At 68.7% G+C, this 22,577-nt stretch carries 21 protein-coding genes; 10 read left to right on the top strand and 11 right to left on the bottom strand.

Going from position 1 to position 22,577, the window contains the following annotated elements; translation table 11 throughout:
• Nucleotides 1-10: 10 nt before the first annotated feature.
• The gene (locus ABD768_RS14725) at nucleotides 11-1,336 is read left to right on the top strand and encodes an ABC transporter substrate-binding protein (RefSeq protein WP_343984046.1); all 1,326 of its coding nucleotides are present in this window, start codon (nucleotides 11-13) and stop codon (nucleotides 1,334-1,336) included.
• Nucleotides 1,337-1,442: 106 nt separating this feature from the next.
• Nucleotides 1,443-2,459 carry a LacI family DNA-binding transcriptional regulator gene (locus tag ABD768_RS14720; protein ID WP_343984044.1) on the top strand — a complete coding sequence of 339 codons (1,017 nt, stop codon included), beginning with the start codon at nucleotides 1,443-1,445 and terminating at the stop codon, nucleotides 2,457-2,459.
• A 29-nt stretch (nucleotides 2,460-2,488) separates the two neighbouring features.
• Here ABD768_RS14720 and ABD768_RS14715 read toward each other — a convergent pair whose 3' ends face one another.
• Together ABD768_RS14715 and ABD768_RS14710 are read right to left on the bottom strand one after the other, a co-directional pair.
• Complete coding sequence (locus ABD768_RS14715) at nucleotides 2,489-3,325, bottom strand: hypothetical protein (RefSeq protein ID WP_343984042.1); 837 nt, start codon at nucleotides 3,323-3,325, stop codon at nucleotides 2,489-2,491.
• Complete coding sequence (locus tag ABD768_RS14710) at nucleotides 3,318-3,884, bottom strand: hypothetical protein (RefSeq protein ID WP_344841002.1); 567 nt, start codon at nucleotides 3,882-3,884, stop codon at nucleotides 3,318-3,320. The genes ABD768_RS14715 and ABD768_RS14710 overlap by 8 nt, the downstream gene beginning before the upstream one ends.
• Nucleotides 3,885-4,017: 133 nt before the next feature.
• On the opposite strand from ABD768_RS14710, the gene ABD768_RS14705 reads away from it, so the two are divergent.
• Entirely contained in the window at nucleotides 4,018-6,612 is a 2,595-nt protein-coding gene (locus ABD768_RS14705) for a DUF3376 domain-containing protein (protein ID WP_344841000.1), read from the top strand.
• Here the strand turns inward: ABD768_RS14705 and ABD768_RS14700 are convergent.
• The 7 genes from ABD768_RS14700 to ABD768_RS14670 all read right to left on the bottom strand — a co-directional run bounded on the left by ABD768_RS14700 (nucleotide 6,587) and on the right by ABD768_RS14670 (nucleotide 14,779).
• On the bottom strand, nucleotides 6,587-7,411 hold the full coding sequence (locus ABD768_RS14700) for a DUF3097 domain-containing protein (RefSeq protein ID WP_343984036.1): 825 nt from the start codon (nucleotides 7,409-7,411) through the stop codon (nucleotides 6,587-6,589). The genes ABD768_RS14705 and ABD768_RS14700 overlap by 26 nt on opposite strands.
• Nucleotides 7,412-7,697: 286 nt before the next feature.
• A complete protein-coding gene (locus tag ABD768_RS14695; protein ID WP_344840998.1) occupies nucleotides 7,698-9,434 on the bottom strand; it encodes a fatty acyl-AMP ligase in 1,737 nt (578 codons plus the stop codon).
• The gene (locus tag ABD768_RS14690) at nucleotides 9,431-11,434 is read right to left on the bottom strand and encodes an acyltransferase domain-containing protein (RefSeq protein WP_344840996.1); all 2,004 of its coding nucleotides are present in this window, start codon (nucleotides 11,432-11,434) and stop codon (nucleotides 9,431-9,433) included. The genes ABD768_RS14695 and ABD768_RS14690 overlap by 4 nt, the downstream gene beginning before the upstream one ends.
• 44 nt (nucleotides 11,435-11,478) lie before the next feature.
• A complete protein-coding gene (locus ABD768_RS14685; protein ID WP_344840994.1) occupies nucleotides 11,479-13,062 on the bottom strand; it encodes an NCS1 family nucleobase:cation symporter-1 in 1,584 nt (527 codons plus the stop codon).
• Between the two features lie 66 nt (nucleotides 13,063-13,128).
• On the bottom strand, nucleotides 13,129-13,500 hold the full coding sequence (locus ABD768_RS14680; protein WP_344840992.1) for a DUF4870 domain-containing protein: 372 nt from the start codon (nucleotides 13,498-13,500) through the stop codon (nucleotides 13,129-13,131).
• A 90-nt stretch (nucleotides 13,501-13,590) separates the two neighbouring features.
• Nucleotides 13,591-14,379, bottom strand: coding sequence for an MBL fold metallo-hydrolase (locus ABD768_RS14675; RefSeq protein ID WP_344840990.1), 789 nt, complete (start codon nucleotides 14,377-14,379; stop codon nucleotides 13,591-13,593).
• Nucleotides 14,380-14,401: 22 nt separating this feature from the next.
• Nucleotides 14,402-14,779 (bottom strand): EF-Tu/IF-2/RF-3 family GTPase, encoded by a 378-nt coding sequence (locus tag ABD768_RS14670; protein ID WP_343984024.1) that lies wholly within the window; start codon nucleotides 14,777-14,779, stop codon nucleotides 14,402-14,404.
• A gap of 129 nt (nucleotides 14,780-14,908) precedes the next feature.
• On the opposite strand from ABD768_RS14670, the gene ABD768_RS14665 reads away from it, so the two are divergent.
• The 7 genes from ABD768_RS14665 (at nucleotide 14,909) to ABD768_RS14635 (ending at nucleotide 20,794) form a co-directional block, all read left to right on the top strand.
• Nucleotides 14,909-15,550: a ThuA domain-containing protein gene (locus ABD768_RS14665; protein ID WP_344840987.1), complete on the top strand. Its 642-nt coding sequence runs from the start codon at nucleotides 14,909-14,911 to the stop codon at nucleotides 15,548-15,550.
• A complete protein-coding gene (locus tag ABD768_RS14660; protein WP_343984020.1) occupies nucleotides 15,535-16,638 on the top strand; it encodes a Gfo/Idh/MocA family protein in 1,104 nt (367 codons plus the stop codon). Before ABD768_RS14665 ends, ABD768_RS14660 begins: the two co-directional genes overlap by 16 nt.
• 110 nt (nucleotides 16,639-16,748) lie before the next feature.
• Nucleotides 16,749-17,768, top strand: a complete 1,020-nt coding sequence (gene hrcA / locus ABD768_RS14655) for a heat-inducible transcriptional repressor HrcA (RefSeq protein ID WP_343984192.1) — start codon at nucleotides 16,749-16,751, stop codon at nucleotides 17,766-17,768.
• Between the two features lie 37 nt (nucleotides 17,769-17,805).
• Nucleotides 17,806-18,948 carry a molecular chaperone DnaJ gene (gene dnaJ / locus ABD768_RS14650; RefSeq protein WP_344840986.1) on the top strand — a complete coding sequence of 381 codons (1,143 nt, stop codon included), beginning with the start codon at nucleotides 17,806-17,808 and terminating at the stop codon, nucleotides 18,946-18,948.
• A gap of 22 nt (nucleotides 18,949-18,970) precedes the next feature.
• Complete coding sequence (locus tag ABD768_RS14645) at nucleotides 18,971-19,687, top strand: 16S rRNA (uracil(1498)-N(3))-methyltransferase (RefSeq protein WP_344840984.1); 717 nt, start codon at nucleotides 18,971-18,973, stop codon at nucleotides 19,685-19,687.
• A gap of 4 nt (nucleotides 19,688-19,691) precedes the next feature.
• A complete protein-coding gene (locus ABD768_RS14640) occupies nucleotides 19,692-20,315 on the top strand; it encodes an SAM-dependent methyltransferase (protein ID WP_344840982.1) in 624 nt (207 codons plus the stop codon).
• A 101-nt stretch (nucleotides 20,316-20,416) separates the two neighbouring features.
• Nucleotides 20,417-20,794, top strand: a complete 378-nt coding sequence (locus ABD768_RS14635) for a hypothetical protein (protein WP_344840981.1) — start codon at nucleotides 20,417-20,419, stop codon at nucleotides 20,792-20,794.
• Nucleotides 20,795-20,808: 14 nt separating this feature from the next.
• Here ABD768_RS14635 and ABD768_RS14630 read toward each other — a convergent pair whose 3' ends face one another.
• Nucleotides 20,809-21,930, bottom strand: a complete 1,122-nt coding sequence (locus ABD768_RS14630; protein ID WP_343984010.1) for a Gmad2 immunoglobulin-like domain-containing protein — start codon at nucleotides 21,928-21,930, stop codon at nucleotides 20,809-20,811.
• A complete protein-coding gene (locus ABD768_RS14625) occupies nucleotides 21,927-22,436 on the bottom strand; it encodes a SigE family RNA polymerase sigma factor (RefSeq protein WP_343984008.1) in 510 nt (169 codons plus the stop codon). The genes ABD768_RS14630 and ABD768_RS14625 overlap by 4 nt, the downstream gene beginning before the upstream one ends.
• Nucleotides 22,437-22,577: the final 141 nt, after the last annotated feature.

The following is a 22,577-nucleotide window of genomic DNA, read 5'->3' as shown; positions in this document are numbered from 1 at the left end:
AGCATTTCCCATGCGGCCCAGTGCCCGCCAACGCAGCGCCGTAGTGGCCCTCGCCTGCAGCCTCACCCTGCTCGCGTCCGCCTGCGGCGGCAGCGACCAGCAGTCCTCCTCGGCCTCCGGCTCCGGCGACGACGGCCCGAAGATCGAACTGACCATCGCGACGTTCAACGAGTTCGGTTACGACGACCTGTACGCCGAGTACGAGGCCGAGCACCCGAACATCAAGATCACCCCGCGCAAGGCCAAGACGGTCGACGAGCACATCAAGAACCTCGACACCAACCTGGCCGCCGGTTCCGGGCTGGCCGACATCGAGGCGATGGAGATCGGCTGGATCTACAACTACCTGGCCAAGGCCGACAAGTTCGTCGACCTGCGCGACTACGGCGCCAACGACCTCGGCGACCGCTGGCTGGACTGGAAGGTCGCCGGCGCGACCACCAGCGACGGCAAGATCATCGGCTACGGCACCGACATCGGCCCGGAGGCGATCTGCTACCGCAAGGACCTGTTCGCCAAGGCCGGCCTGCCGACCGACCGGGCCCAGGTCGCCAAGCTGTTCCCGGACTGGGACTCGTACTTCGCCACCGGCCGCAGGTTCAAGGCCAAGGTGCCGGGCTCGGCCTGGTACGACTCCTCGGTGCTGGCCTGGGAGGCGATGCGCAACCAGCTGATCGAGGCCTACTACTCCAACAACGACCGGTACCTGGGGGACGAGAACCCGCTGCTGAAGCAGACCTGGGACCAGATCGTCGAGGGCTACCAGGACGGCCTGTCGGCCAAGCTGCCGGCCTGGAGCGACTCCTGGACGAAGGCCTTCCGCAGCGACGCGTTCGCGACGATGGCCTGCCCGGGCTGGCTGCTCGGCGTGATCCAGGACAACGCCGGGACGTTCGGCAAGGGCAAGTGGGACGTGGCCGACGTGTTCCCCGGCGGTGGTGGCAACTGGGGCGGTTCGTACCTGACCATCCCGAAGCAGTCGGGCAACCCGGCCGAGGCGGCCAAGCTGGCCGCCTGGCTGACCGCGCCGGAGCAGCAGATCAAGGTCTTCAAGAAGATCGGCTCGTTCCCGTCCACCGTCGACGCCTACGAGGCGCCGCAGGTGAAGAGCCAGGTGAATGCCTACTTCAACAACGCGCCGACCGGCAAGATCTTCATCGACCGGGCCAAGAGCGTGATCCTCAAACAGCACAAGGGCCCGCGCGAGGGCGAGGTCAACACGGTCTTCACCGACGCGCTGGCCCGGGTCGACGAGGGCAAGCAGAAACCCGACGACGCCTGGAAGCAGGCCCTGCGCGACGCGGAGAAGGCGGCCAACACCCGCAAGAACGGTTAGCCGCTCGGCAGACCAGCCCCGGCCCGTACGGCGGTGTTTCCGGCAGCCAGCCCCGATTGGTACTACGGTGGCAAAGGTCAGAATCAGCCGGGGAGGTCCGTAGTCGATGCAGGGTGGTCTGGGCAGTGGATCTCCGACGCTGGAGCAGGTGGCTGCGCTGGCCGGAGTCTCGCGCGCGACCGTCTCGCGGGTGGTGAACGGCTCACCGAAGGTACTGCCGGAGACGGTGGCCGCGGTCGAGCGCGCGATCGGTGAGCTCGGCTACGTGCCGAACCGGGCGGCCCGCGCGCTGGTGACGCGCCGGACGGACTCGGTCGCGCTGGTCGTGCCCGAGCCGGACAGCCGGGTGTTCTCGGACCCGTTCTTCGCCGGCATCCTGCGCGGGATCAGCATGACGCTGGCGCCGACCTCGTCGCAGCTCGTCCTGCTGATCGAGCCCGCCGAGGGTGACGACCAGCGGTTGCTGCGGTACCTGCGCGGCGGACACGTGGACGGCGCGATCATCGTCAGCCACCACGGTCGCGACAACGTGCTGCAGGAGCTGGCCCAACTGCCGCTGCCGATCGTGTTCAGCGCGCGGCCGCTCGGCGTCGAAGTACCGGTCGCCAGTGTCGACGTCGACAACGTCGCCGGGGCCCGGACCGCGGTCGAGTATCTGCTGTCGAAGGGGCGCCGCAAGCTCGGTACGGTCGCAGGTCCGCTCGACATGACGGCCGGCCTCGACCGGCTCACCGGCTATCAGGAAGCCATGAAGGAGGCGGGGATCGAGCAGGCCGTTGCCTATGGCGACTTCACCGCCGACGGTGGCGAGCAGGCGACGTTGCGGCTGCTCGACCAGCATCCGGACCTCGACGGGATCTTCGTTGCCAACGATCTGATGGCGACGGCGACGCTGCGGGTGCTGTCCCATCTCGGCAAGCGGGTGCCGGAGGATGTCGCGGTGGTCGGCTTCGACGACTCCGTGGTGGCGACGACGACCACGCCGATGCTGACCACAGTGCGCCAGCCGGTCGAGAAGCTCGGCGCGAGGCTGGCCGAGATGCTGCTGGCCAAGCTCGCGGGTGCCGACCTGACCAGCCCGGAGATCTACGACACCGAGCTGATCATCCGCGGATCTGCCTGACCCTTCCCCCCTTTGCTTTGTCTTTGTTGTCAGGGTGGGTCGTTCTGGAACTGGAACTGCACTCGGATCGAGCCGTCGAGTGGTACGACGAGAGTCGTGTCGGACGCACTCCATTGCTGCGGGACCAGGAACAGCCGGTTCTGGCCGACCACGAGCAGCCGCAACCCGCGGTACCGGTAGTTGAAGGTCTGCTCGGTGCCGGCCGTCCGCAGCGAGGTCTCCTCGATGCCGGGTGAGCGCAGTTGCAGGCGTTCCTTGGTGTCGAGGATGACGACGGGGAACTGCTTGAGGTCCTCGGCGTCCGACTTGGCCAGGCCGCGTCCGGAGTACTGCGCCGTCGTGGCTGTCGCCCAGAACGCGCAGATGGTGGTGACGACGGCGAGCAGTCCGAGCAGCATGTACTGCGGGGTGAGGCCGGCCGCTTTGCCGCCGTAGTACGAAAGGTAGGCGAGGGTTGCCGCTGACAGACCGATCACGGCCGGTACCACCAGGGCGTAGTAGGGGATGTGGCCGAGTAGGGGATAGCCGATCAGGCCGACGACGCCGAGGAGCAGGAGGGCGATCGTGACGATCTTGGCGCGCCGGATGGTCGTGGCGGTCGGCTGGATCGCGTTGTGCAGCAGGAGTCCGGCGACGGCGAGCAGGGTGACGCCGAGCAGGGGGACGAGCAACGGCTGGGGGCTGCGCATCACGTAGTCCTGGGTGCGCAGGCCGATCGTGTCGACGTCGATCCCGAAGTACTCGTACTGCGCGCGAGCCGACACGTAGCCGAAGTAGAAGAGCAACCCGCTGATCAGCGTCACCGGCGCGACGATGCGGGTCGCGAAGGTCACCCAGCGCTCGAGCTGGGACTGGTCGTCAGCCACTCGGCGGGCCCGGGGTGAAGGAGATCTGGCTGCCCGGCACCTGACCTTGGAGCGACGCGCAGTCGGCCTCGGTCGCGCACTCGGCCGATGCCGACAGGATCAGCTGGACGGCGTTGCCGCTGCCGATCTGCCGGACGCCGACGAAGCAGGGCTTGAAGGTGTTCGACTGCCAGACCAGGTCGGTGCCGCACGGTGGCGACTTGTCACCGCAGCCGGTCTGGTCCAGTTCGAAGACGCCGCCCGGTTCGAGGTGCGGCGAGCCGACCTTGACCGTCGTACCGTCCGGGATCGGGTTGCGGCCGAGCCAGTTGACCTCGGCGCACTGATAGCCGTTGTCGGTGCTCTCGACGTTGCCGCCGATCGGCGCCGAGGCGATCTCGATCGACGGTTTCTGCTGGCTGGGCTGGCTGCTCTCGGGTCCGGTGGGCTCGGTCGGTGGCTCGCTGGCGGCCGGACTGTCCGTGTCGATGGTGATCGGGTCGCCGCTCGAATCGTTGCCACCGCAGCCGATCAGCAGCGGTAGCAGGCAGAACGTCGCGAGCGCACGCGCAAGGGTCATCGCGACCACCCCCATAGTCGGCCCCTGTCATCAGCATGCGCGTTCGGGCAGGTCCCGACAACAGTTCGGCGCTCACGCTCTGTCGAAGGCCGTCGCGATCGTGGTACATCTACGAACAGACAAGGGGGGATCCATGTCCGATCATGAGATCCGGATCGCGCTGGTGCTGAACGGTGGCGTCAGCCTGGCGGTCTGGATGGGTGGAGTGACGCACGAGCTGGACCTGATCCGGCGGGCGTCCGGCGCGGCCGGGGCGCCGAAGGCGCAGGAGTACGACGAGGAGCTCGCGACTCGGTGGCGCGAGCTGTGCCGTCGTGGCGGTGAACGGCGAAAAGTGGTGGTCGACGTCATCGCCGGTACCAGCGCCGGCGGGCTGAACGGGTCGTTGCTCGCGACAGCCATCTCGCACGGGTCGACGCTCGATCCGCCGGGTGCCGACGGCGAGCGCGGGCCTTGGCTGCGGCAGCGTTGGGTGGGCCTGGGGTCGCTTGAGGTCGGCAAGCTCGTGCCTGCTTTCGGCGTCGCGTCGACGTCGGTGCTGGACGGGAAGTACTTCCTCAAGGAGCTGAAGAGCCTGCTCGATGGGGTCGCGAAGGCCGGTAAGCCGACCGCGGCCGACCCGGTCACGCTGTTCGTCACGGCGTCCGGGCTCGGGGTGCAGCAGTTCGAGGCGAAGGACGCGGCGGGACAGGCATTCGTCGTACCGGATCATCGGTACCTGTTCTGCTTCACCAGCGAGAAGGCTGCTGTCTACGACGGGGCCAAGCGGTCGTTCTCGGTGGATCCGAAGAACGGGTTGCACGACACGGATCTGCTCGCCCGGGCGGCGCGCGCGTCGGCGTCGTTCCCGGCCGCGTTCGGGCCGGTGCTGGAGACGCCCAAGATGGCTGCGGCGCCACCCCGGGTTCAGCCGACGCAGGCGAAGTCGGGGACCTGGCTGGTCGACGGTGGGGTGCTGGACAACGCGCCGTTCGGGCCGGTGCTGGACGTGGTCGCGCGGCGGCCGGTCACCGGACGAGCGAGCCGGTATGTGCTGTACGTCGTGCCGTCGGCCGGAATCGGTACCGCGGCCGAGACCCGGCTGGCGGACGCCAGCGAACCGGGCTGGCGGGTCTCGGCGATGTCAGCGGTGAAGTTCCCGCGGGAGGTCGACTTCCGGTCCGACGTGGAGCAGCTCGAACGGTTGCTGCTGGAGGCCGACGCGTCCTGGTCGGACTCACAGCGGCTCTTCGATCGTTGCATCGAGCAACAAGCTGAGCGGGACCGGTTGCGGCAGGCGGCCGGGTTGCTGCAGCCGGCGTACGCGCGTGGCCGTGCTGCCGGTGGGGTCTGGGAGGCCGTCACGATCGCGACGCACGACCAGTCGACGGTGCTGGATGCGGCGACCGCGTTGTCGGAGTCGGAGATCGACGAGATCCTGGCCACCGATCATCCCTGGGTGCCGGATCCCGATGGGTCGGTCGCGCCGCTGGTTAAGGACTTCGCCGGAAACCCCTCCTGGGCTTGGGGAACGGGCGCGGCCGAGCGGGTCGTACGGCTGGTCCTGCGGTCGCTGCGGACCAGGATCGACAAGGCGGCTCGCGACGAGCGGGCCGATCTCGAGCGGCGGTTGAAGGCGACGAGCGACAGCCTGCAGAAGGTACAAGCCGTTCGTGACGCGTTGTCCGAGGAACTCGCCGAGGCGGATCTGGATCTGCAGCCTGCCGGGGGAGCGGAGGCGGTCGCGGTCGCGCTGAATGACATCTTCGAGACGCTGCAGGTGCAGCGGGCGCTGGGGGACGAGTTCGCGGCCCTGATCGAGGTAGTCGGCTCCGATGTGGTCGAGACGGCGCTCGAGGTGGAGATCGTCTCGCGGTGCACATCGGCGCGGACCCCGCAGCAGCGGAGTGCGCCGTTCCAGTTCCTGCGGCTCGGACCGGACATCCCGCTCACACTGCTCGACTCGTTGCCGGCCGGGTCGATCGCGAACGACCTCAAGGAACGCATCCTGTACGGGTCGCAGGTCGGCCATTTCGGTGCCTTCGGGGCGTCGGACTGGCGGCGGTGGGACTGGCTGATGGGCCGGCTGCACTGCGTCGCCCATCTGGGCGCGATGCTCGGCGCCTCGCCGGACTGGATTCGCGAGACGCAACGGCTGGTGCTGGAGGCCGAGGAGTGGGAGCTGGACGACGTCGCCGAGCGGGTGCAGCGGCTGGCTCATGACTTCCCGGTCGACGCCGGGCTGGGTGCGCTCACGACGATGCGGAACGAGCTCAACACCAGCCGCGAGGGCATCGAGACGACCAGGGGACTGGCCGACCGGATGGTCGAGGTGTCCGGCGGGCTGGGGCCGTCGGTCGGGCACTGGGTCAAGTCGATGGCGGGACGGAAGTACAAGCCGGATACGTGGGTGCTGCAGGTCGCTCGGTGGTTCACGGAGCCGGCCAGGTTCAGCCTGTGGCATCGGCTGGTCAAGAATCCGGACCTGACGCCGGCGCGACGGCCGTTGATCTTTCAGCGGTGGCTGCCTGCCGCGTTGGTGGGTGCTGCGGTCGTGTTGCTCGTGGCGGCGGGCGTGGTCGATCTGGCGGCGGTGCGAATCGTCGCCGGGGTGCTCGCGGGCGTGTTGCTGACGCTCGGGGTGGCGCTTTTCGTGGGGTCGCTGTTCATCCGGCGGGTGCGGCGGCGGATCCGGGGGTGGATCGAGGAGAAGGTGCCGGCGATCAGTCCTGCGTCACGAAATCGATGAGCTCCTCGACCCGGCCGAGCAGTTCGGGTTCGAGATCGGCGAAGCTGCGGACCTTGGACAGGATGTGCTTCCAGGCCGCGGCGACGTCGGCCTGGTCGGTGGCCGGCCAGCCGAAGGTCTCCAGCACGCCCTTCTTCCACTCCTGACCGTGCGGGATCTTCGGCCAGGCGGCGATGCCGACCGAGGACGGCTTGATCGCCTCCCAGATGTCGATGTACGGGTGGCCGACGACGAGCACGTCGCGGTTGTTGATCTCAGCGGCGATCTTCGACTCCTTCGAGCCCTCGACCAGGTGGTCGACCAGGACGCCGAGGCGCCGGCCGGGACCGGGCCGGAAGCGGTTCACGATCGCCGGCAGGTCGTCGATGCCTTCCATGTACTCGACGACGACGCTCTCGATCCGCAGGTCGTCACCCCAGACCCGCTCGACCAGCTCGGCGTCGTGCCGGCCCTCGACGTAGATCCGGCTGGCGCGGGCGACCTTGGCCCGCACGTTCGACACCGCGACGGACCCGGACGCGGTGTGCGTCTTCTTGGCCGGGGCAGCCTTCTTGGGCGCGATCAGGTTGACGGGTTTGCCGTCCACCCAGAAGCCGGGTCCGAGCGGGTACGTCTTGATCTTGCCGTGCCGGTCCTCGAGATCGACCACGCCGTGCTCCCAGCGCACGACGGCCCCGACGTACCCGGAACTGGGCTCCTCGACCACCAGCCCCTTCTCGATCACCAGATCGACGGTCCGCCCGTTCTTGGGCTTGCGCCAATCCCCTGCCAGCACGTCGCGTCCATACCGATCAGCCACCGTCCAACCGTATGCGCTCGACGCCCCCTTCCCCGTCAACCACACACCCAGGTCCACCGCCGAATCCCTTCGGGTCAAAGAGGTCGGGACGGTGGGGACCGGCGCATGCACAACTCCCGCGGCAAGCGATTGCCTCCGGCGTGGCGGGGTGATTCCCGGGAGTTGTGCGTGCACGGGGGTCCGCCCGATGCCGTCGGTCGCGACGCGACTGGCGCGTTGGTGGGGATGGTGACCCCCGGGGCTGTCCCCTCGCCGCGCCGAACCCGCAGCCACGCCCGCCAAGGCGTTAGGTGACGTGCTGTCCGCGGTAGTTCTCCAGGTACCAGGCGCGGGTCGGATGGCGGGCGAGTTTGCCGCTGGAGGTTTTGTGGATGGTGCCTGCGGGGGCTCGGACGACTTCGTGGACGTGGAGGTTGTGGTGGTGGTTGATCGCGGCGCGGATGGTGTCAGTGGGGTCGTCGGGGGTGGTGTGCTCGACGACGATGATGAGGTGTTCGGAGGCTGCTGAGGGAATGGAGAAGGCGGCTACCCGGCCCGGTTTGAGGGCTGGGTGGGTTTGGTGGATGGTGGCTTCGAGGTCCTGGGGGTGGTGGTTGCGGCCGTCGATGATGATGAGGTCCTTCAGGCGGCCGGTGAGGTAGAGCTCGCCGTTGTGGAGAGTGCCCAGGTCGCCGGTGCGGAGCCAGGGGCCGGTGCCGTCGGCGAGGGTGGCGTCGAAGGCTTCCTGGGTTCTGGTGGGGTTGGACCAGTAGCCGCGGGTGACGTTCGGGCCGGCGATGTGGATCTCGCCGATTTCGCCTGGGGGGAGTGGGTTGCCTGCTGGGTCGGCGATCACGACTGTTTGGCCGCGGGGTGGGCCGCAGGAGACGAGGCCCCTGTGGTCGAAGGTGGTGATGGTGGGCTCGGCGTCGATGGGAGCGCTGGCGACGAAGACGACGGCTTCGGCGAGGCCGTAGGCCGCGACGTGGGCCGTTGGGGTGAAGCCGTGGTTCTCGAAGGCCTCGGTGAAGGCTTCGAGGGTTGCTGGGCGGATCGGTTCGGCGCCGTTGAGGAAGGCTTTGTAGTTGGACAGGTCGAGGTCGGACTTGTCCTTGATCCGCTGGACGCAATGGTCGTAGGCGAAGTTGGGTGCGGCCGTGTAGACGTCCAGGTCCTCGTCGGCCAGCTGGAACCAACGCGCCGGGCGCATCAGGAACGCGACCGGGTCGGTGAACGCCGATCGGTCACCGTGCAGGATCGGTACGCCGAACGCGAGCATCAGCCCCATGTCGTGGAACAACGGCAGCCAGCTCACCGTCATCGACCGGCCCGGTCTGAACTCGAACGCCTCGATCAGCTGGCCGATGTTGGCGACCAGGTTGGCGTGCGACACCATCACCCCGGCCGGCGAGCCCGTCGATCCCGAGGTGTACTGGAGATACGCGAGATCATCCGGATCGATCGCCTCCAGCTCCCACTCAGCGGTCGACCCGGTCGAGAGGCTCGCCGTGAACAGCGATCGGCGGGTCAGCGCCAGCCGCGTCGTTGCTTCAGCGGTCGACCCGGTCGTTGGTTCAGGGGTCGACCCGGTCGGCCGTACGGCGGTCGCGCCGGTCGCCGGTACGACGCTCGTTGCCGGCCCGGGGTCGTCGATGGCGATCGTTGGCAGACCGAGCCCTTCGCTGACGGTCAGGGCGCTCGTGGTGGTCAGGGCGCACACCGGGGAGCAATCGGCCAGTACGCCGTCCAGGCGCGCGCGATGGCCGGGCAGATCGGGTGGGAAGAGCGGGACCGCGATTGTGCGCGCGTAGCAAGAGCCGAGCATGGCTACGAGGTAGTCGAGTCCCTGAGGGGCGAGGATGGCGACACGGTCGCCCGGCTCGGCTTGGGCGCGGATTGCTGCGGCGACCGCCCGAGCCCGCGCATCGACTTCACCCCAGGTCAGCGTCGTCCGGGAGTCGGCGCGGTGGTCGACGTACGTGTAGGCAGGTTGGTCAGGCTTCTCCTCGGCCCAGCGTGTGACCAGGTCGACGATCGTGGTCACGAGCCCGGCCAAGGGGCGACCGGTACGTCGGTGACGCGGCCCGGCGGCGGGATGACAGGCAGGCCGAGCACTTCGAGCATCGCGAGCTGGGTGTGGAAGGCGAGCGCGTCGGCCGTCAGCTCGACGTAGATCTGGTGCCCGTCATCGGCCGCGCGGTCGAGCAGAACCTCGACTGAGGTACTCGGCTTCGTCCCGGCAATCCAGTACTCCGCGCCGAACGGCGCCGCGTCGGTCGAGGTCGTCGAGTAGAACGGCAAACGCACCTCCGCCGGCGCGAGATCGGCCAGCATCGGCCCGAGCTGATCCGGCGTCCGAGCCAGCGCACCAATCACCCGAGCGCCCTCGGTCGCCGTCAACGCACCAGCAACCACCGCGGCCGCAATCTCCCCACTCCCCTCAGCCACAATAGCCCCCGGCACCACCCCGCGCCCCCGCCAAGCCAACGCCAACCCCACCTGCACCGCAAACCCCACCACCAACTCATCCCCAGCCGCCACCACGTCCGTCAACACGGCATCCCGCAACGACACCCCAGTCGCCCAAACCATCAACGGATCAAGTTCGGCAATAACCTCCACAAACCCAGGCACACTCTCAGCCAACTCCCGCAACCCAGCAGGCTGTACGCCGTCCGCCTCACGCAGATGCGAGCCGACCAATGCCCCCGCCCCGCCGACCAATGCCCCCGCCCCGCCGACCAATGCCCCCGCCCCGCCGACCAATGCCCCCGCGCCTGCTACCAGCCCGCCCCCGGCGGCCGCAGCCCCCGGTCCAGCGGCCGATACCTCCGGGCCAGCGCCCGCCATCAGCCGGCCTCCGGCGGCCGCACCAGGCGGCACCGATGCCGGCCCCCGCGGCCGCGCTGAAGCGGATCCTCCCGGCTGTGCCGACGCAGACCCCGGCTGTCCCGGCTGTGCCGACGCAGACCCCGGCTGTCCCGGCTGTGCCGACGCCGATCCCGGCCGTGCTGGCGTGGGTTCTCTCAGCGGTTGGCTGGGGAACACCCATAGCGGTTGGGGCGGGGTGGTGCTGGCCTTGCCGGCGAAGTTGCCTGGGTGGGGGGTGCCTTGGGCTAGGGATGTCAGGGCGGCGGTTAGGTCGGCTCGTTCGCGGCCGGTGACGGTGGCTCGGAGAGGGCCTCGGCCGAGGCGGCGGGCGAGGGTGTGGGCGACATCCGCCGTGCTGCTGCCGGAGTCGGTTCTCAGGTGCTCGGCTAGTTGGCCGGCGTACGTGCGGATTCCGTCTAGGGACGTGTCTGACAACAGGAGGCGGGTGGGGCCGGTTGATGGGGTGGGGGCGGCGGGGCGGGCTCGGTGGATGACGGCTTCGGGGCAGGAGATGGTTGAGCCGACTGGGAAAGGGATGAGGTCGGGGGTGAGGCCGCGGTCGGCGGTTTGGACTGCTTCGAAGAAGTCGGCGGTGGGGTTGCCCTCGGGGTCGGTGCATAGGGCAAGTACCTGGTCCAGGTCGCGTCCGGCGTCGGCCAGGCGTTTGAGGACGACGACCCGGCACCCAGGACCGTCCAGGACCGCCACCGCCAACTCCACAGCTCCGGCACGCAGGTCAGCCATTGCTTCGGAGAGCGAGGTGCCGGTGAGGTCGCGCGGCGGCGTACCGGCGTGTTCGAGGGCTTCCCAAATCACCTGCCGCAGCGTCAGCCCGTTTGCGGCCGACTCGAGTAGTCGCTGGGCCAGTCCGATGACCGCGATCTCTGAGCCGGACAGAACCCCCGGAGGGGTGATCGCAACACCGTCGGGCTCGGCCGAGCTCAGCAGGCCGCGGACCAGTTGGTTGATGGTTGGGTAGCGCCAGACGGATGTCGGCTCCAGTCGGCGCCCGAGGACTTCCTCCAGCTCGCCCGTCGCCGCGACCGCATCCCGGGAGGCGATGCCGTACTGCTCCAGCAGCCGGTCCGGATCGAGGTCATCAGGCGACAGGTCGCAGGCGCGGGCGACCCGGTCGACCAGGAAGCGTCTGAGGTCGAGCTCGCTGATAGCCATCTCGCGAACGAAGATAAGTCATCGCTCGCGAGATGGCGGTGACCTCAGTAGCTTTCGACGGCGTGGGTCGGGGCGGGGTGCCGGATGGGGGAGACGATCGTGAGCAGGAGGTAGACGAGGAAGCCCGCCACCAGACCGACGACCCACGAGTAGTCGTAGAGGGGCTGGAGGAACGGGATCAGCCCGTCGGCCGGGAACGGACCGGCCCCGGGGTTCGAGTACGCGCCACCGACCGCGAGCAGGGAGCCGACGAGGGTGGCGACGACGGCTCGCCAGTTCCAGCCCGCGGCGTACCAGTAGCGGCCGTTGGGGAGGTACAGGTCGGCGAGGAAGAGGTTGGTGCGGTCGACGAACCAGTAGCCCGCGATCAGTACGCCCGCCACCGACGCGAGCAGGCCGCCGTAGAAGGACAGCCAGACGAAGATGTAGATCGACGGGTCGGAGATCAGCCGCCACGGCTGGATCACGATGCCGATCACGCCGGTCAGCAGGCCGGCGGTGCGGAAGTTCAGCCAGCGCGGCAGGGCGTTGGCGAAGTCGTACGACGGGCTGACCACGTTCGCCGCGACGTTGCAGGACATCGTCGCCAGGATCGCCATGATCAGGCCGATGGTGACCACCACCGGGTTCTCGAACCGCCGGGTCAGCTCGACCGGGTCCCAGATCGCCGAGCCGTAGACGATCACCGTGCCGGAGGTGGTGATGATCGAGACCAGCGCGATGAACGACATCGTCGTCGGCAGCCCGATGATCTGCCCGATCACCTGCTGGCGCTGGCCTTTGCCGAACCGGGTGAAGTCGGGCATGTTCAGCGACAGCGTCGCCCAGAACGCGATCATCCCCATCAGCGACGGCGCGAAGATCTTCCAGAAGTCGGCGTCCCAGCCGAGCTTCGACGGCTGCGACAGGATCGGGCCGAAGCCGCCGGCCTTGACCAGCACGGTGATCATCAGCGCCAGGAAGGCCAGCGTGACTAGCGGTGCGGCCCAGTTCTCGAACCGGCGCAGCGCCTCGATGCCGCGCCAGATCAGCACCATCTGCAGCGCCCAGAAGAAGAAGAAGCTCAGCCACATCGTCCACGGATGGCCGCCCACCGACGAAGCCCCGGACCAGCCCGAACCGGCCAGCTCGCCGACGATCACGTAGATCGCCTGGCCGCCGATCCAGGTCTGGATGCCGAACCAGCCGCATGCGACGAACGCCCGCAGCAGCGCCGGGAAGTTCGCCCCGCGGACCCCGTAGAAGGCCCGCGCGAAGACCGGGAACGGGATCCCGTACTTCGTCCCCGCGTGGCTGTTCAGCAGCAACGGCACCAGCACGATCAGGTTCCCCAGCGTGATTGTCAGGAAAGCCTGCAGCCAGTTCATCCCGAGCGCGACCAGCCCGGCCGCGAGCAGGTAGCTGGGGATGTTGTGTGCCATCCCCATCCACAGCGCGGCGTAGTTGTACGTCGTCCAGTGGCGCTCCGGCAAGCGGGTCGGAGCCAGCTCCGCGTTCCCGTACCGGCTGTCGGCGATGGACGCCGGATCGGACAACTCCACCCGCCCGTCCGGATGGGTGATCTGTTCAGGAGAAGCCTGGGCCGCATGCGCCATCGTCGCCACCTCGTCCGCAGTCGTGTTTCGCACCAACGTGCGGGATCGCGGACGCCATGTCAACGCATAACCCCACAGCGTGAGCGCTGATCGGTTCGGTTACTTCACCAAGCGCAGGGCGAAGGGGTACCGGTACGGCTTGCCGTTACTGGCCGCCATCGTCGCCATGATCGCGAACACGACCGCGAGGATCCAGATCGCCGGCAGCGTGATGAACCCGATCAGCAGGAACATCAGGATGTACGACGCGACGTACCCGATGGTCGCGGTGATCTGGAAGTTCAGCGACTCGACCGCGTGCGCGCGGACGGTCGGCGAGTCGTTGCCCTTGACCAGCAGCACGATCAGCGGCGCCAGGAAGCCGAAGATGATGGTGCCGACGTGCGCGACCAGCGACCAGGTCCGCTCCTCGTCCGGCCGCATCGGCTGTCCGGAGTACTGCGGTGGCGGCGGCGGATAGTTTTCAGTCATGACGCGAACGCTAGATGCCGCGTCAGGACCTCAGCGCCGTCCTGCTGGATCAGTGCGCACTCGACTTCCCAGCCGTGCGCTTTCAGGCAACTACTCGTCTTTGGCGAGGCCCAGCAACGGCAGGGTGGGACGCCGGGGAGCGCCTAGGGCGGCGTAGCCGCGGCGTACCGCCTGCTCGAGGTGGGCCTGCGGCCAGGGCCAGTCGTCGGTGTGGGCGAGCGCGTCCTCGAGCGAGGTTCCGTTGTGGTGCAGGCCGGAAATGGTGTTCGCGACCGTGCCGATGTCGCCGTTCTGGTCGCGGACGAACTCGGCGTCGACGACCGCGCCGTGCCCTGGGACGACCTTGGCGGTCGCGGACAGCAGGCCGATCAGCCGGTCGACCGTGTCGGCCCACTCCAGCGGATACGAGTCCTCGCCGTACGACGGGGGCGCCGACTCCTCGATCAGGTCGCCGGCGAAGAAGACATCGACATCCGGTACGACGACCACCACGTCGCCGTCGGTGTGCCCGTTGCCCAGGTGCAGCACCTCGACCCGCCGGTCGCCCAGCTCGATCACCTTGGCCACGGCGAACGTGTTGTCGATGGCAACGGTCTCCGCGACCGCGGCGGCGGTGTTCTCCTGCGCGTAGCTCGTCGCGTCCTTGAAGGCAGGGTTGCCGAAGACGTGGTCGAAGTGCGCGTGCGTGTTGACGATCCAGCGGATCGGCGCGTCGGTGATCTCGCGGATGTGAGCCAGCAACTCCTCACCCTCGGCCGGAGTACCGCGTGTGTCGATCACCAGCGCGCCCGCACTGCCGACGACCAGCCCGATGTTCACGTCGTACTCCGCGTACCGCCGGACCCAGGTCCGGTCGCCCAACTCCACCCACGCACTCATACCGCGACCCTAACCGGAGGGGTCAGCGCGAGATGACGTCGCCTGCCAGTACCTGACTCTTGTCGATGCCTTCGAGCAGCAGCCCGACGTTCTCGCCCGCGCTCGCCGTCTTGAGCACCTTGCGAAACGCCTCGACCCCGGTGACACGGGTCATCGCCACCTGCTGCCCGGCGCGCATGATCAGCACCTGGTCGCCTTCGGACACCGTGCCGCTCGTGATCCGGCCGGTCACCACCGTCCCGCGCCCGGTGATCGAGAAGACGTCCTCGACCGGAAGCACGAAGCTCCCCGCGTCCTGCGGCCGCGGCGCGTCCTGCAGCGGACCTGCCGCGTGCGCCTGGTTCAGCAACTGCTGCGGATCCATCGGGTTCGGCTCGCGCTTCCAGAACTTCCATCCCATAGCCGCCGACTCTAGTGGTATCCACCCGCCGGGACGGGGGTTGAAGGCCCCCGATCGGCCGCCTAAGGTCGCAGAGCTGAACCGATTCATCCGATCTCTACACCGATGAAGAAATCGAAGGGTGGCGGCGTGACGACACGACGGGCACTGGTGGTCCGGGGTGGCTGGGAAGGGCATGTCCCGGTCGAGGCGACCGAGCTGTTCATCCCCTTCCTGAAGGAGAACGACTTCGAGGTGACGGTCTCGGACACCACCGAGAGCTACCTCGACCTGGCCGGCGTCGACCTGGTGCTGCAGTGCATCACCATGAGCGAGATCACCGCCGAGCAGGTCGAGGGCCTGGAGGCGGCGGTCCGCGCCGGTACCGGTCTGGCCGGCTGGCACGGCGGCATCATCGACTCGTTCCGCAGCAACACCGACTACAGCTTCATCACCGGCGGCCAGTTCGTCTCGCACCCCGGCGGCGCCGTCGACCACCGGATCGAGATCGTCTCCGACGATCCGATCGTCGAGGGTCTGACGCATTTCGACCTCCGCACCGAGCAGTACTACGTGCACGCCGACCCCACCAACAACGTGCTCGCCACGACCACCTTCCGCGCGCACCCGGACTTCCCGTGGATCGAAGGCGCGACGATGCCGGCCGTCTGGACCCGCACCTGGGGCGATGGCAAGGTCTTCGTCTGTACGCCGGGCCACTCCGTCGCCGACCTCGACACGCCAGAGGTCCGCACCATCATCGAGAGGGGCCTGCTGTGGGCGAGCAAGTGACCAACGTCGGCATCGTCGGCACCGGTGTCATCAGCGGTACGTACCTCGAGCACCTCGCCAAGCTCCCCGGCGTCCAGGTGGTCGCCGTCGCCGATCTCGACCTCTCCAGGGCGCAAGCGATCGCCGACCAGAATCCGGGCGTCCGGGCCCTGACGTCCGAGGACCTGTTCGCCGACCCCGACGTCGACATCGTCCTCAACCTGACCATCCCGGCCGCGCACGCACCGGTCCACCAGGCGGCGCTGCAGGCCGGCAAGCACGTGTACGGCGAGAAGCCGCTGGCTGTCGACCGTGCCGAGGCGGAGCCGCTGCTCAAGCTCGCGGCCGCCAACAACCTCCGCATCGGCTGCGCGCCCGACACCGTGCTCGGCACCGGCACGCAGACTGCCCGCGTCGCGCTCGACCGCGGCGACATCGGCGTACCGACGGCAGCGTCGGCCTACTTCGTTACGCCCGGGCATGAGCTGTGGCACCCAGCCCCCGAGTTCTACTACCAACAAGGTGGCGGCCCGCTCCTCGACATGGGTCCGTACTACATCACCAGTCTCGTCACGCTGCTTGGACCGGTGAAGCGGGTCACTGGCCGGGCTGGGCGCTCGCAGGAGCAGCGGAAGGTCCACACCGGGCCGCGGGCGGGGGAGACGTTCCCCGTCGACGTACCGACGCACGTGACCGGCGTACTGGAGCACGAGTCGGGTGCGCTCACCACTGTGCTGATGAGCTTCGACGTGTGGGCCGCACGGCTCCCGCGGATCGAGATCTACGGCACCGAGGGCAGCCTGTCCGTCCCGGACCCGAATGGCTTCGACGGCACGGTGGAGATTGCCACTGCGACCAACCGTGACTGGACGCAACTCCCTGTAGCCGGTGGGTACGCCGGTGCCGGCCGCGGCGTCGGTGTGGCCGACATGGCTCGCGCGCTGCGCAACAACGAGCCGCACCGGGCCGATGGAGCGCTGGCATATCACGTGCTCGATGTGATGGAGTCGCTGCTCGAGTCTGCGGCTCAGGACCAGTCGGTGGACGTGGCGAGTACGGTCCAGCGGCCTGCCGCCGTACCTTTGGGGGCATCCCCGGAATTAGCCTGAGACACGGCCCACGCCGTTACGCGTCGGTAGGTGTCGTGCGGGCTCGGTAGACTGGCACTCGAAACTCGGGAGTGCCAGCCCGAGGGGCCGACGTGAGAGGGGTGGTGCGCGTGCTGGACGAACGCAAACTGGACGTGCTCCGGGCCATCGTCGAGGACTACGTGGCCACCCATGAGCCGGTCGGCTCGAAGACCCTGGTCGACCGGCACAACCTCGGCGTCTCCCCGGCCACGGTCCGCAACGACATGGCCGCGCTGGAGGAGGAGGGGTACATCACCCAGCCGCACACCAGCGCCGGCCGGATCCCGACCGACGCCGGCTACCGGCTGTTCGTCGACAAGCTGAGCACCGTCAAGACGCTGTCGCCGGCCGAGAAGAAGGCGATCTCGTCCTTCCTGGTCGGCGCGGTCGACCTGGACGACGTAGTACGGCGTACCGTCCGGCTGCTCGCGCAGATCACCCGGCAGGTCGCCATCGTGCAGTACCCGACGCTGAGCCGGTCGAGCGTGCGGCACGTCGAGGTGGTGACGATGACACCGCGGCGGCTGTTGCTGGTGCTGATCACCAGCACCGGCCGGGTCGAGCAGCGGATCGTGGAGACCCACGACGACGTCGACGAGCAACTGATCGCCGACCTGCGCTCCCGGCTGAACACGGCGCTGACCGGCCAGCGGCTGACCGACGCGGCCACCTCGCTGGAGAGCGTCACCGAGACCTTCGCACCGCCGAACCGGCCGCTGGTGGCCGCCATCGTGACGAGCTTGCTGGAGGCCTTCACGGTCGAGGGCGAGCAGCGGATCGCGGTCGGCGGCGCGGCCAACCTGACCCGCTACGGCGACGACTTCGAGCGCAACGTGAAGCCGGTGCTGGAGGCGCTCGAGGAGCACGTGATCCTGCTCAAGCTGCTCGGCGAGGCCACCAACCCGCAGACGCTGACGGTCCGGATCGGCCACGAGAACCCGTACGAAGGACTTGCCACCACCTCGGTCGTCGCCACCGGCTACGGCTCCAAGTCGGAGGCGCTGGCCACCCTCGGCATCGTCGGCCCGACCCACATGGACTATCCGAGCACGATGGGCGCTGTCCGCGCCGTCGCGCGCTACGTCAGCCAGATCCTGGCCGACTCGTGAACCACCACCACACACTGCCTACCAAGTGGCTTGGAGTATGAGCACCGATTACTACGCCGTCCTGGGCGTCAGTCGCGACGCGACACAGGACGAGATCAAGAAGGCCTACCGCAAGCTGGCCCGCCAGTACCACCCGGACGTGAACGACTCCGAGGACGCGCACCACAAGTTCCAGGAGATCGGCCGCGCCTTCCAGGTGCTCAGCGACCCGCAGAAGAAGCAGGTCCACGATCTCGGTGGTGACCCGTTCGCGAGCGGTCCGGGCGCGGGCGGCGGCGCCGGCTTCGGCCAGGCGTTCACCTTCACCGACATCATGGACGCCTTCTTCGGCCAGACCGGCGGGGCGACCCGCGGGCCGCGGCCACGCACCCGGCGGGGCCAGGACGCGCTGATCCCGCTGCGGATCGACCTCGCCGAAGCGGCCTTCGGGACGACTCGCGAGCTGAAGGTCGACACCGCGGTGCTGTGCCCGACCTGTTCCGGCTCCGGCGCCCAGGTCGGCTCCGAGCCGGTCACCTGCGAGATCTGCCACGGCCGGGGCGAGGTCACCCACACGCAGCGCTCGTTCCTCGGCGAGGTCCGGACGATGCGTCCGTGCCCGAACTGCCGCGGCTTCGGCACCACCATCCCGAACCCGTGTGTCGAGTGCGCCGGCGACGGGCGGGTGCGCTCCCGGCGTACCGTCACGGTCAAGATCCCCGGTGGCGTCGACAGCGGCACCCGGGTCCAGCTGACCGGCCAGGGCGAGGTCGGCCCGGGCGGTGGCCCGGCCGGCGACCTGTACGTCGAGATCGAGGTCGAGCCGCACGAGATCTTCACCCGCAGCGGTGACGACCTGCACTGCACGGTGACCCTGCCGATGACGGCGGCAGCGCTCGGTACGACGATCGACCTGCCGACGCTCGAGGGCGAGACGACGCCGCTCGAGATCCGGGCGGGGACGCAGTCGGGGACGGCGATGACGCTGACCGCTCGCGGCGTACCGCGGTTGCGGCACGCGGGTCGCGGTGACCTGATCGTGCAGGTGATCGTCGAGACGCCGACCAAGCTGGACGACGCGCAGAAGGCGTTGCTGCAGCAGATCGCCGCCGCGCGGGGCGAGGAGCGGCCGGTCGGTCATGTCCAGGCGGCGCACAAGGGTGTCTTCGGGCGCCTGCGCGACGCCTTCGGTGCGCATTGAAAACGACTTAGGCTGCCGGGCGATGGGACTCGCGGTCTTCTACCTGCCTGACCTCGACGGCCCCGAGCTGGTACTGGACGGGGCCGAAGGGCGTCATGCGGCCGTCGTACGCCGGATCGGTCCGGGCGAGCGGATCCGGCTGACCGACGGCCGGGGCTCCTTCGCCGAGGGGGCGGTCACGGCGTCGTCCAAGACCGGCCTGACCGTGGCGGTCGATCACCGTGGTGAGGTCGACGCTGCCAGCCCGCGGCTGGTCGTCGTACAGGCCCTGCCGAAGGGGGAGCGGGCCGAGCTGGCTGTCGAGATGCTCACCGAGGTGGGGGTCGACCTGATCGTCCCGTGGAACGCGGACCGCAGCCAGTTCCGCGCCAACCCCGAGCGGGTCGCCAAGACCGAGAGCAAGTGGCAGTCCTGGGCCTTCGAGTCCAGCAAACAGTCCCGCCGCTCCTGGTTCTGCGAGGTGGCCCCCATCGCCTCGACCTCGGAGGTCGCCAAGCTCCTCTCTGACGCCGCCCTGGCCGTCATCCTCCACGAAGAAGCCACCACCCCGATGGCCTCGCTGGAGTTGCCCGCGGCGGGCGACATCGTGATCGTGGTCGGCCCCGAAGGCGGCATCGCTCCGGCCGAGCTGGAGGCCTTCGCCGCCACCCCGGTCCGCCTCGGAAGCACAGTCCTCCGTACGTCGACAGCGGGCGTGGCCGCCGCCTCAGCCCTACTCGCCCGCTCCCGCTGGAGCTGACCCGATGGACTGGCTCGACTGGCACCAGGACTACGACGACCCGTCATCTGACCTGAGCGGCCGCCTCCGCTCGGTCCAACGCGCGATCCGGAACCACCTCGACGCGCACCGCGACGGCCCGATCCGAGTCATCAGCGCCTGCGCCGGCCAGGGCCGCGACCTGATCGAGGTCCTAGCCACCCACCCCGCCCGCGACCGGGTATCTGCCCGCCTGGTTGAGCTAGACCCCCGCTTGGCCGACACAGCCCGCACAGCAGCCGCTGCCCACGGCCTCACCGGCATCGAGGTCGTAGAAGCCGACGCCGGCTCAACCGCGAGCTACGCAGGCGCAGTACCAGCCGACCTGGTCCTCTTCTGCGGCGTCTTCGGCAACATCACCCCCGCCGACACGGAGACCACGGTCCGCGCCCTCCCCGCCTTCTGCACCCCCAACGCCACCGTCATCTGGACCCGAGGCCGCCACACCCCGGACATCCGCCAAGACATCCGAGCCTGGTTCACCGACACCGGCTTCAAAGAACTGACCTTCGACGCCCCCGACAACGTCGCCTGGTCGGTCGGCACCAACCGCTACCTGGCTACCACCGAACCACCCACTCCACCGGAGCGCCTTTTCACCTTCCAGTGAGTCGGGTGCCGTCATTTTCCGGATCTTCGAAAAGCTTGTGACGGGTCGTCACTGACTGTTGCCTTGAGTAGCAATCAGTAATCGACGAAAGGTTCGTGAAGATGACTGAGCACAAGACTGTCCGGCGTTTGGCCGGCGTGGCCGGGCTGGCCGTGGCGACTGTGGCGCTGGCTGGGGTGACGAGCGCGGCGGCGGTGGATGCGCCCGCGACTCCGACGGTGGCCGCTGCGGTCCGGCCGGCGAGTGTGCTGGCGATCGACTGTTTCGTGACCACCATCGGCGTACCGGCCTATGACGTGCCGAACCGCAATGTGAAGTTCTGGGCCGGGGAAGGGCAGGGGTTCCGGGTCATCGGGTCGAACGCGTACTGGCGGGTCGGCACGCTCTGGGGCGGGGAACAGCTCGGCAACCTCTGGATCCACTCGAACTACCTGCGGCGGAACGGATCGCACCCCAGCAATCCGCTCTGCAACCTGTGAACTGAGCGGGCCGGCTACTTGACGTAGATCGTCTTCGAGTCGGTGTCGGTGATGTGGCCGTCCTCGGGGGAGGTCAGGTAGACCTCGAGGAGCCACTCGCCGGCACCGAGCTTGGGGGTGAAGCCGTAGTCGGAGAACTTCATGCCTTCCCTGGTCATCGTGAAGTTCTTGACGACTGCCTTGGTTTTCAGGTTGGTGGCCTTCCAGTCGACGGTGGCCTCGTAGGCGGCCGCGGTGCCGGTGACCTTGAAGGGCTCGGTGACCGTCTGGTTGTTCGCCGGGGTCTCGATCCAGACCATCGCCTGGACGTTGAGGGCCTGGGCGCGCTGGAGCGGCTCGTTGGTGTCGATGACGCCGAACAGGCTGGACGGGGTGCGGCCGTCCTCGGTGACCTGGACCGGTGACCTGGACTGCCCGAGGGCGCCCTGGACCGTGTAGACGAGTTGCTGGGCGGCCACGTCGGCCATGTCCGGCTCGAGCGTCGCGTCCGGGAGGCGCTTGAAGTCGACCAGGATCAGGTCGTCGGTGTAGCGGACCGAGTTGATCGCGGCGCCGTCCCAGGGGGAGACGTAGTCGGGGTCGCCGGCGACCTTCGACATCGTCATCAGGCGGACGGCCTCTTCGGCCGGGCGGCCGTTGATCGACTGCCAGGTGCGGTACAGGCGGTAGTCGGGGCCGTTCTTGTTGCCGACGACCTTGCCGAGCCAGTAGATCGGTACGGCCTTCTGCTTGACCGCGGGCTCCTGGATCGCGCGGGTCTTGTCCACCGGGCCCGTGGTCGGCGCCACGGTCGGCGCCTTCGTCGTCGGGACCGGCTTGGGGGTCGGCGGGAGCGTGGGAGCGGTCGACGGGTCGGCCGAAGCGCTGGTGGTGGTGTCTGGGCCGCCGGCGATGCTGGGCTCGTCCGCCGTCTTGGTGTTGTCGTTCAGTACGGCGAACGCGCCGATCGCCGCCGCCGTACCGAGCACCGCGGCGCCCGTGGTGATGACCCAGGGGCGCCGGCTGACCGGTGCGCGCTGGGTGCGCACCCGGGCCTGGATCTCGTGCAGGCCGTCGGCCGGCTCGATCCGGTCGGCCTCCTCGGCCAGACTTCGCCGCATCAGCTCGTCGAAAGGGTCGTCCCCGTGGTTGCTCATGCGCTCTGCTCCAGAACCTGGCGCAGCGATCTGGTCGCTCGCGCGGCGTGACTCTTCACGGACCCCCGGCTGATCCCCATCGTGTCGGCGATCTCCGCCTCGGACAGGTCACCGTAGTACCGCAGCACCATCACGGTGCGTTGCTTCTCGGGCAGGGTTCGCATCGCCTCGATCACCCGGTCGGTCTCCGCGGTGCGCAGTACCGCCTGCTCCGCGCTCGGCTCGTCCGGCAGCGACTTCGGCAGGTGCTTGTCGACCACGACGAGGTGCCGTTGCCGGGACCGGCAGCGGTTGACCACCGCGGTCCGCAGGTATGCCAGGGCCTTGTGCGGGTCGCGGAGCCGGTTCCAGCGGCCGTGCATCGCCACGAAGGCGTCCTGCACGATCTCCTCCGCCGAACCGGTGTCGCGCAGCAGCAAGGCGCCGAGCCGGACCAACGACGTGTAATGCGCCGTGTAGACAGCCGTCAGCGCCTCGTCTGCATCCCACGAGGACTCATGTGCCACGCACTCTTCGTACACCACGGCCGGTTGTGCCACACAACGAAGACGCCAAGGTCGGGTTCCAGGTTGACAACCTTCGGCGAATATCGCCCCGGCCGGGCGGTTTCGGGGCCGCCTGAGGGTTTTATCGGGTGAGGCTGTCGG

It is taken from the genome of Kribbella ginsengisoli (assembly GCF_039537185.1).
In the GTDB taxonomy this organism is placed as follows: Bacteria; Actinomycetota; Actinomycetes; order Propionibacteriales; family Kribbellaceae; genus Kribbella; species Kribbella koreensis.
Note: the sequence above shows the minus strand (reverse complement) of the source record. Positions and strands in the feature narration are given on the sequence as shown.

Excerpts from the sequence above, each read along its gene's own strand:
- ABD768_RS14725 (WP_343984046.1), top strand. The coding sequence starts at position 11 with ATGCGGCCCAGTGCCCGCCAACGCAGCGCCGTAGTGGCCCTCGCCTGC.
- ABD768_RS14720 (WP_343984044.1), top strand. The coding sequence starts at position 1,443 with ATGCAGGGTGGTCTGGGCAGTGGATCTCCGACGCTGGAGCAGGTGGCT.
- ABD768_RS14710 (WP_344841002.1), bottom strand. The coding sequence starts at position 3,884 with ATGACCCTTGCGCGTGCGCTCGCGACGTTCTGCCTGCTACCGCTGCTG.
- ABD768_RS14705 (WP_344841000.1), top strand. The coding sequence starts at position 4,018 with ATGTCCGATCATGAGATCCGGATCGCGCTGGTGCTGAACGGTGGCGTC.
- ABD768_RS14690 (WP_344840996.1), bottom strand. The coding sequence starts at position 11,434 with ATGGCTATCAGCGAGCTCGACCTCAGACGCTTCCTGGTCGACCGGGTC.
- ABD768_RS14680 (WP_344840992.1), bottom strand. The coding sequence starts at position 13,500 with ATGACTGAAAACTATCCGCCGCCGCCACCGCAGTACTCCGGACAGCCG.
- ABD768_RS14675 (WP_344840990.1), bottom strand. The coding sequence starts at position 14,379 with ATGAGTGCGTGGGTGGAGTTGGGCGACCGGACCTGGGTCCGGCGGTAC.
- ABD768_RS14670 (WP_343984024.1), bottom strand. The coding sequence starts at position 14,779 with ATGGGATGGAAGTTCTGGAAGCGCGAGCCGAACCCGATGGATCCGCAG.
- dnaJ (WP_344840986.1), top strand. The coding sequence starts at position 17,806 with ATGAGCACCGATTACTACGCCGTCCTGGGCGTCAGTCGCGACGCGACA.
- ABD768_RS14645 (WP_344840984.1), top strand. The coding sequence starts at position 18,971 with ATGGGACTCGCGGTCTTCTACCTGCCTGACCTCGACGGCCCCGAGCTG.
- ABD768_RS14640 (WP_344840982.1), top strand. The coding sequence starts at position 19,692 with ATGGACTGGCTCGACTGGCACCAGGACTACGACGACCCGTCATCTGAC.
- ABD768_RS14635 (WP_344840981.1), top strand. The coding sequence starts at position 20,417 with ATGACTGAGCACAAGACTGTCCGGCGTTTGGCCGGCGTGGCCGGGCTG.
- ABD768_RS14630 (WP_343984010.1), bottom strand. The coding sequence starts at position 21,930 with ATGAGCAACCACGGGGACGACCCTTTCGACGAGCTGATGCGGCGAAGT.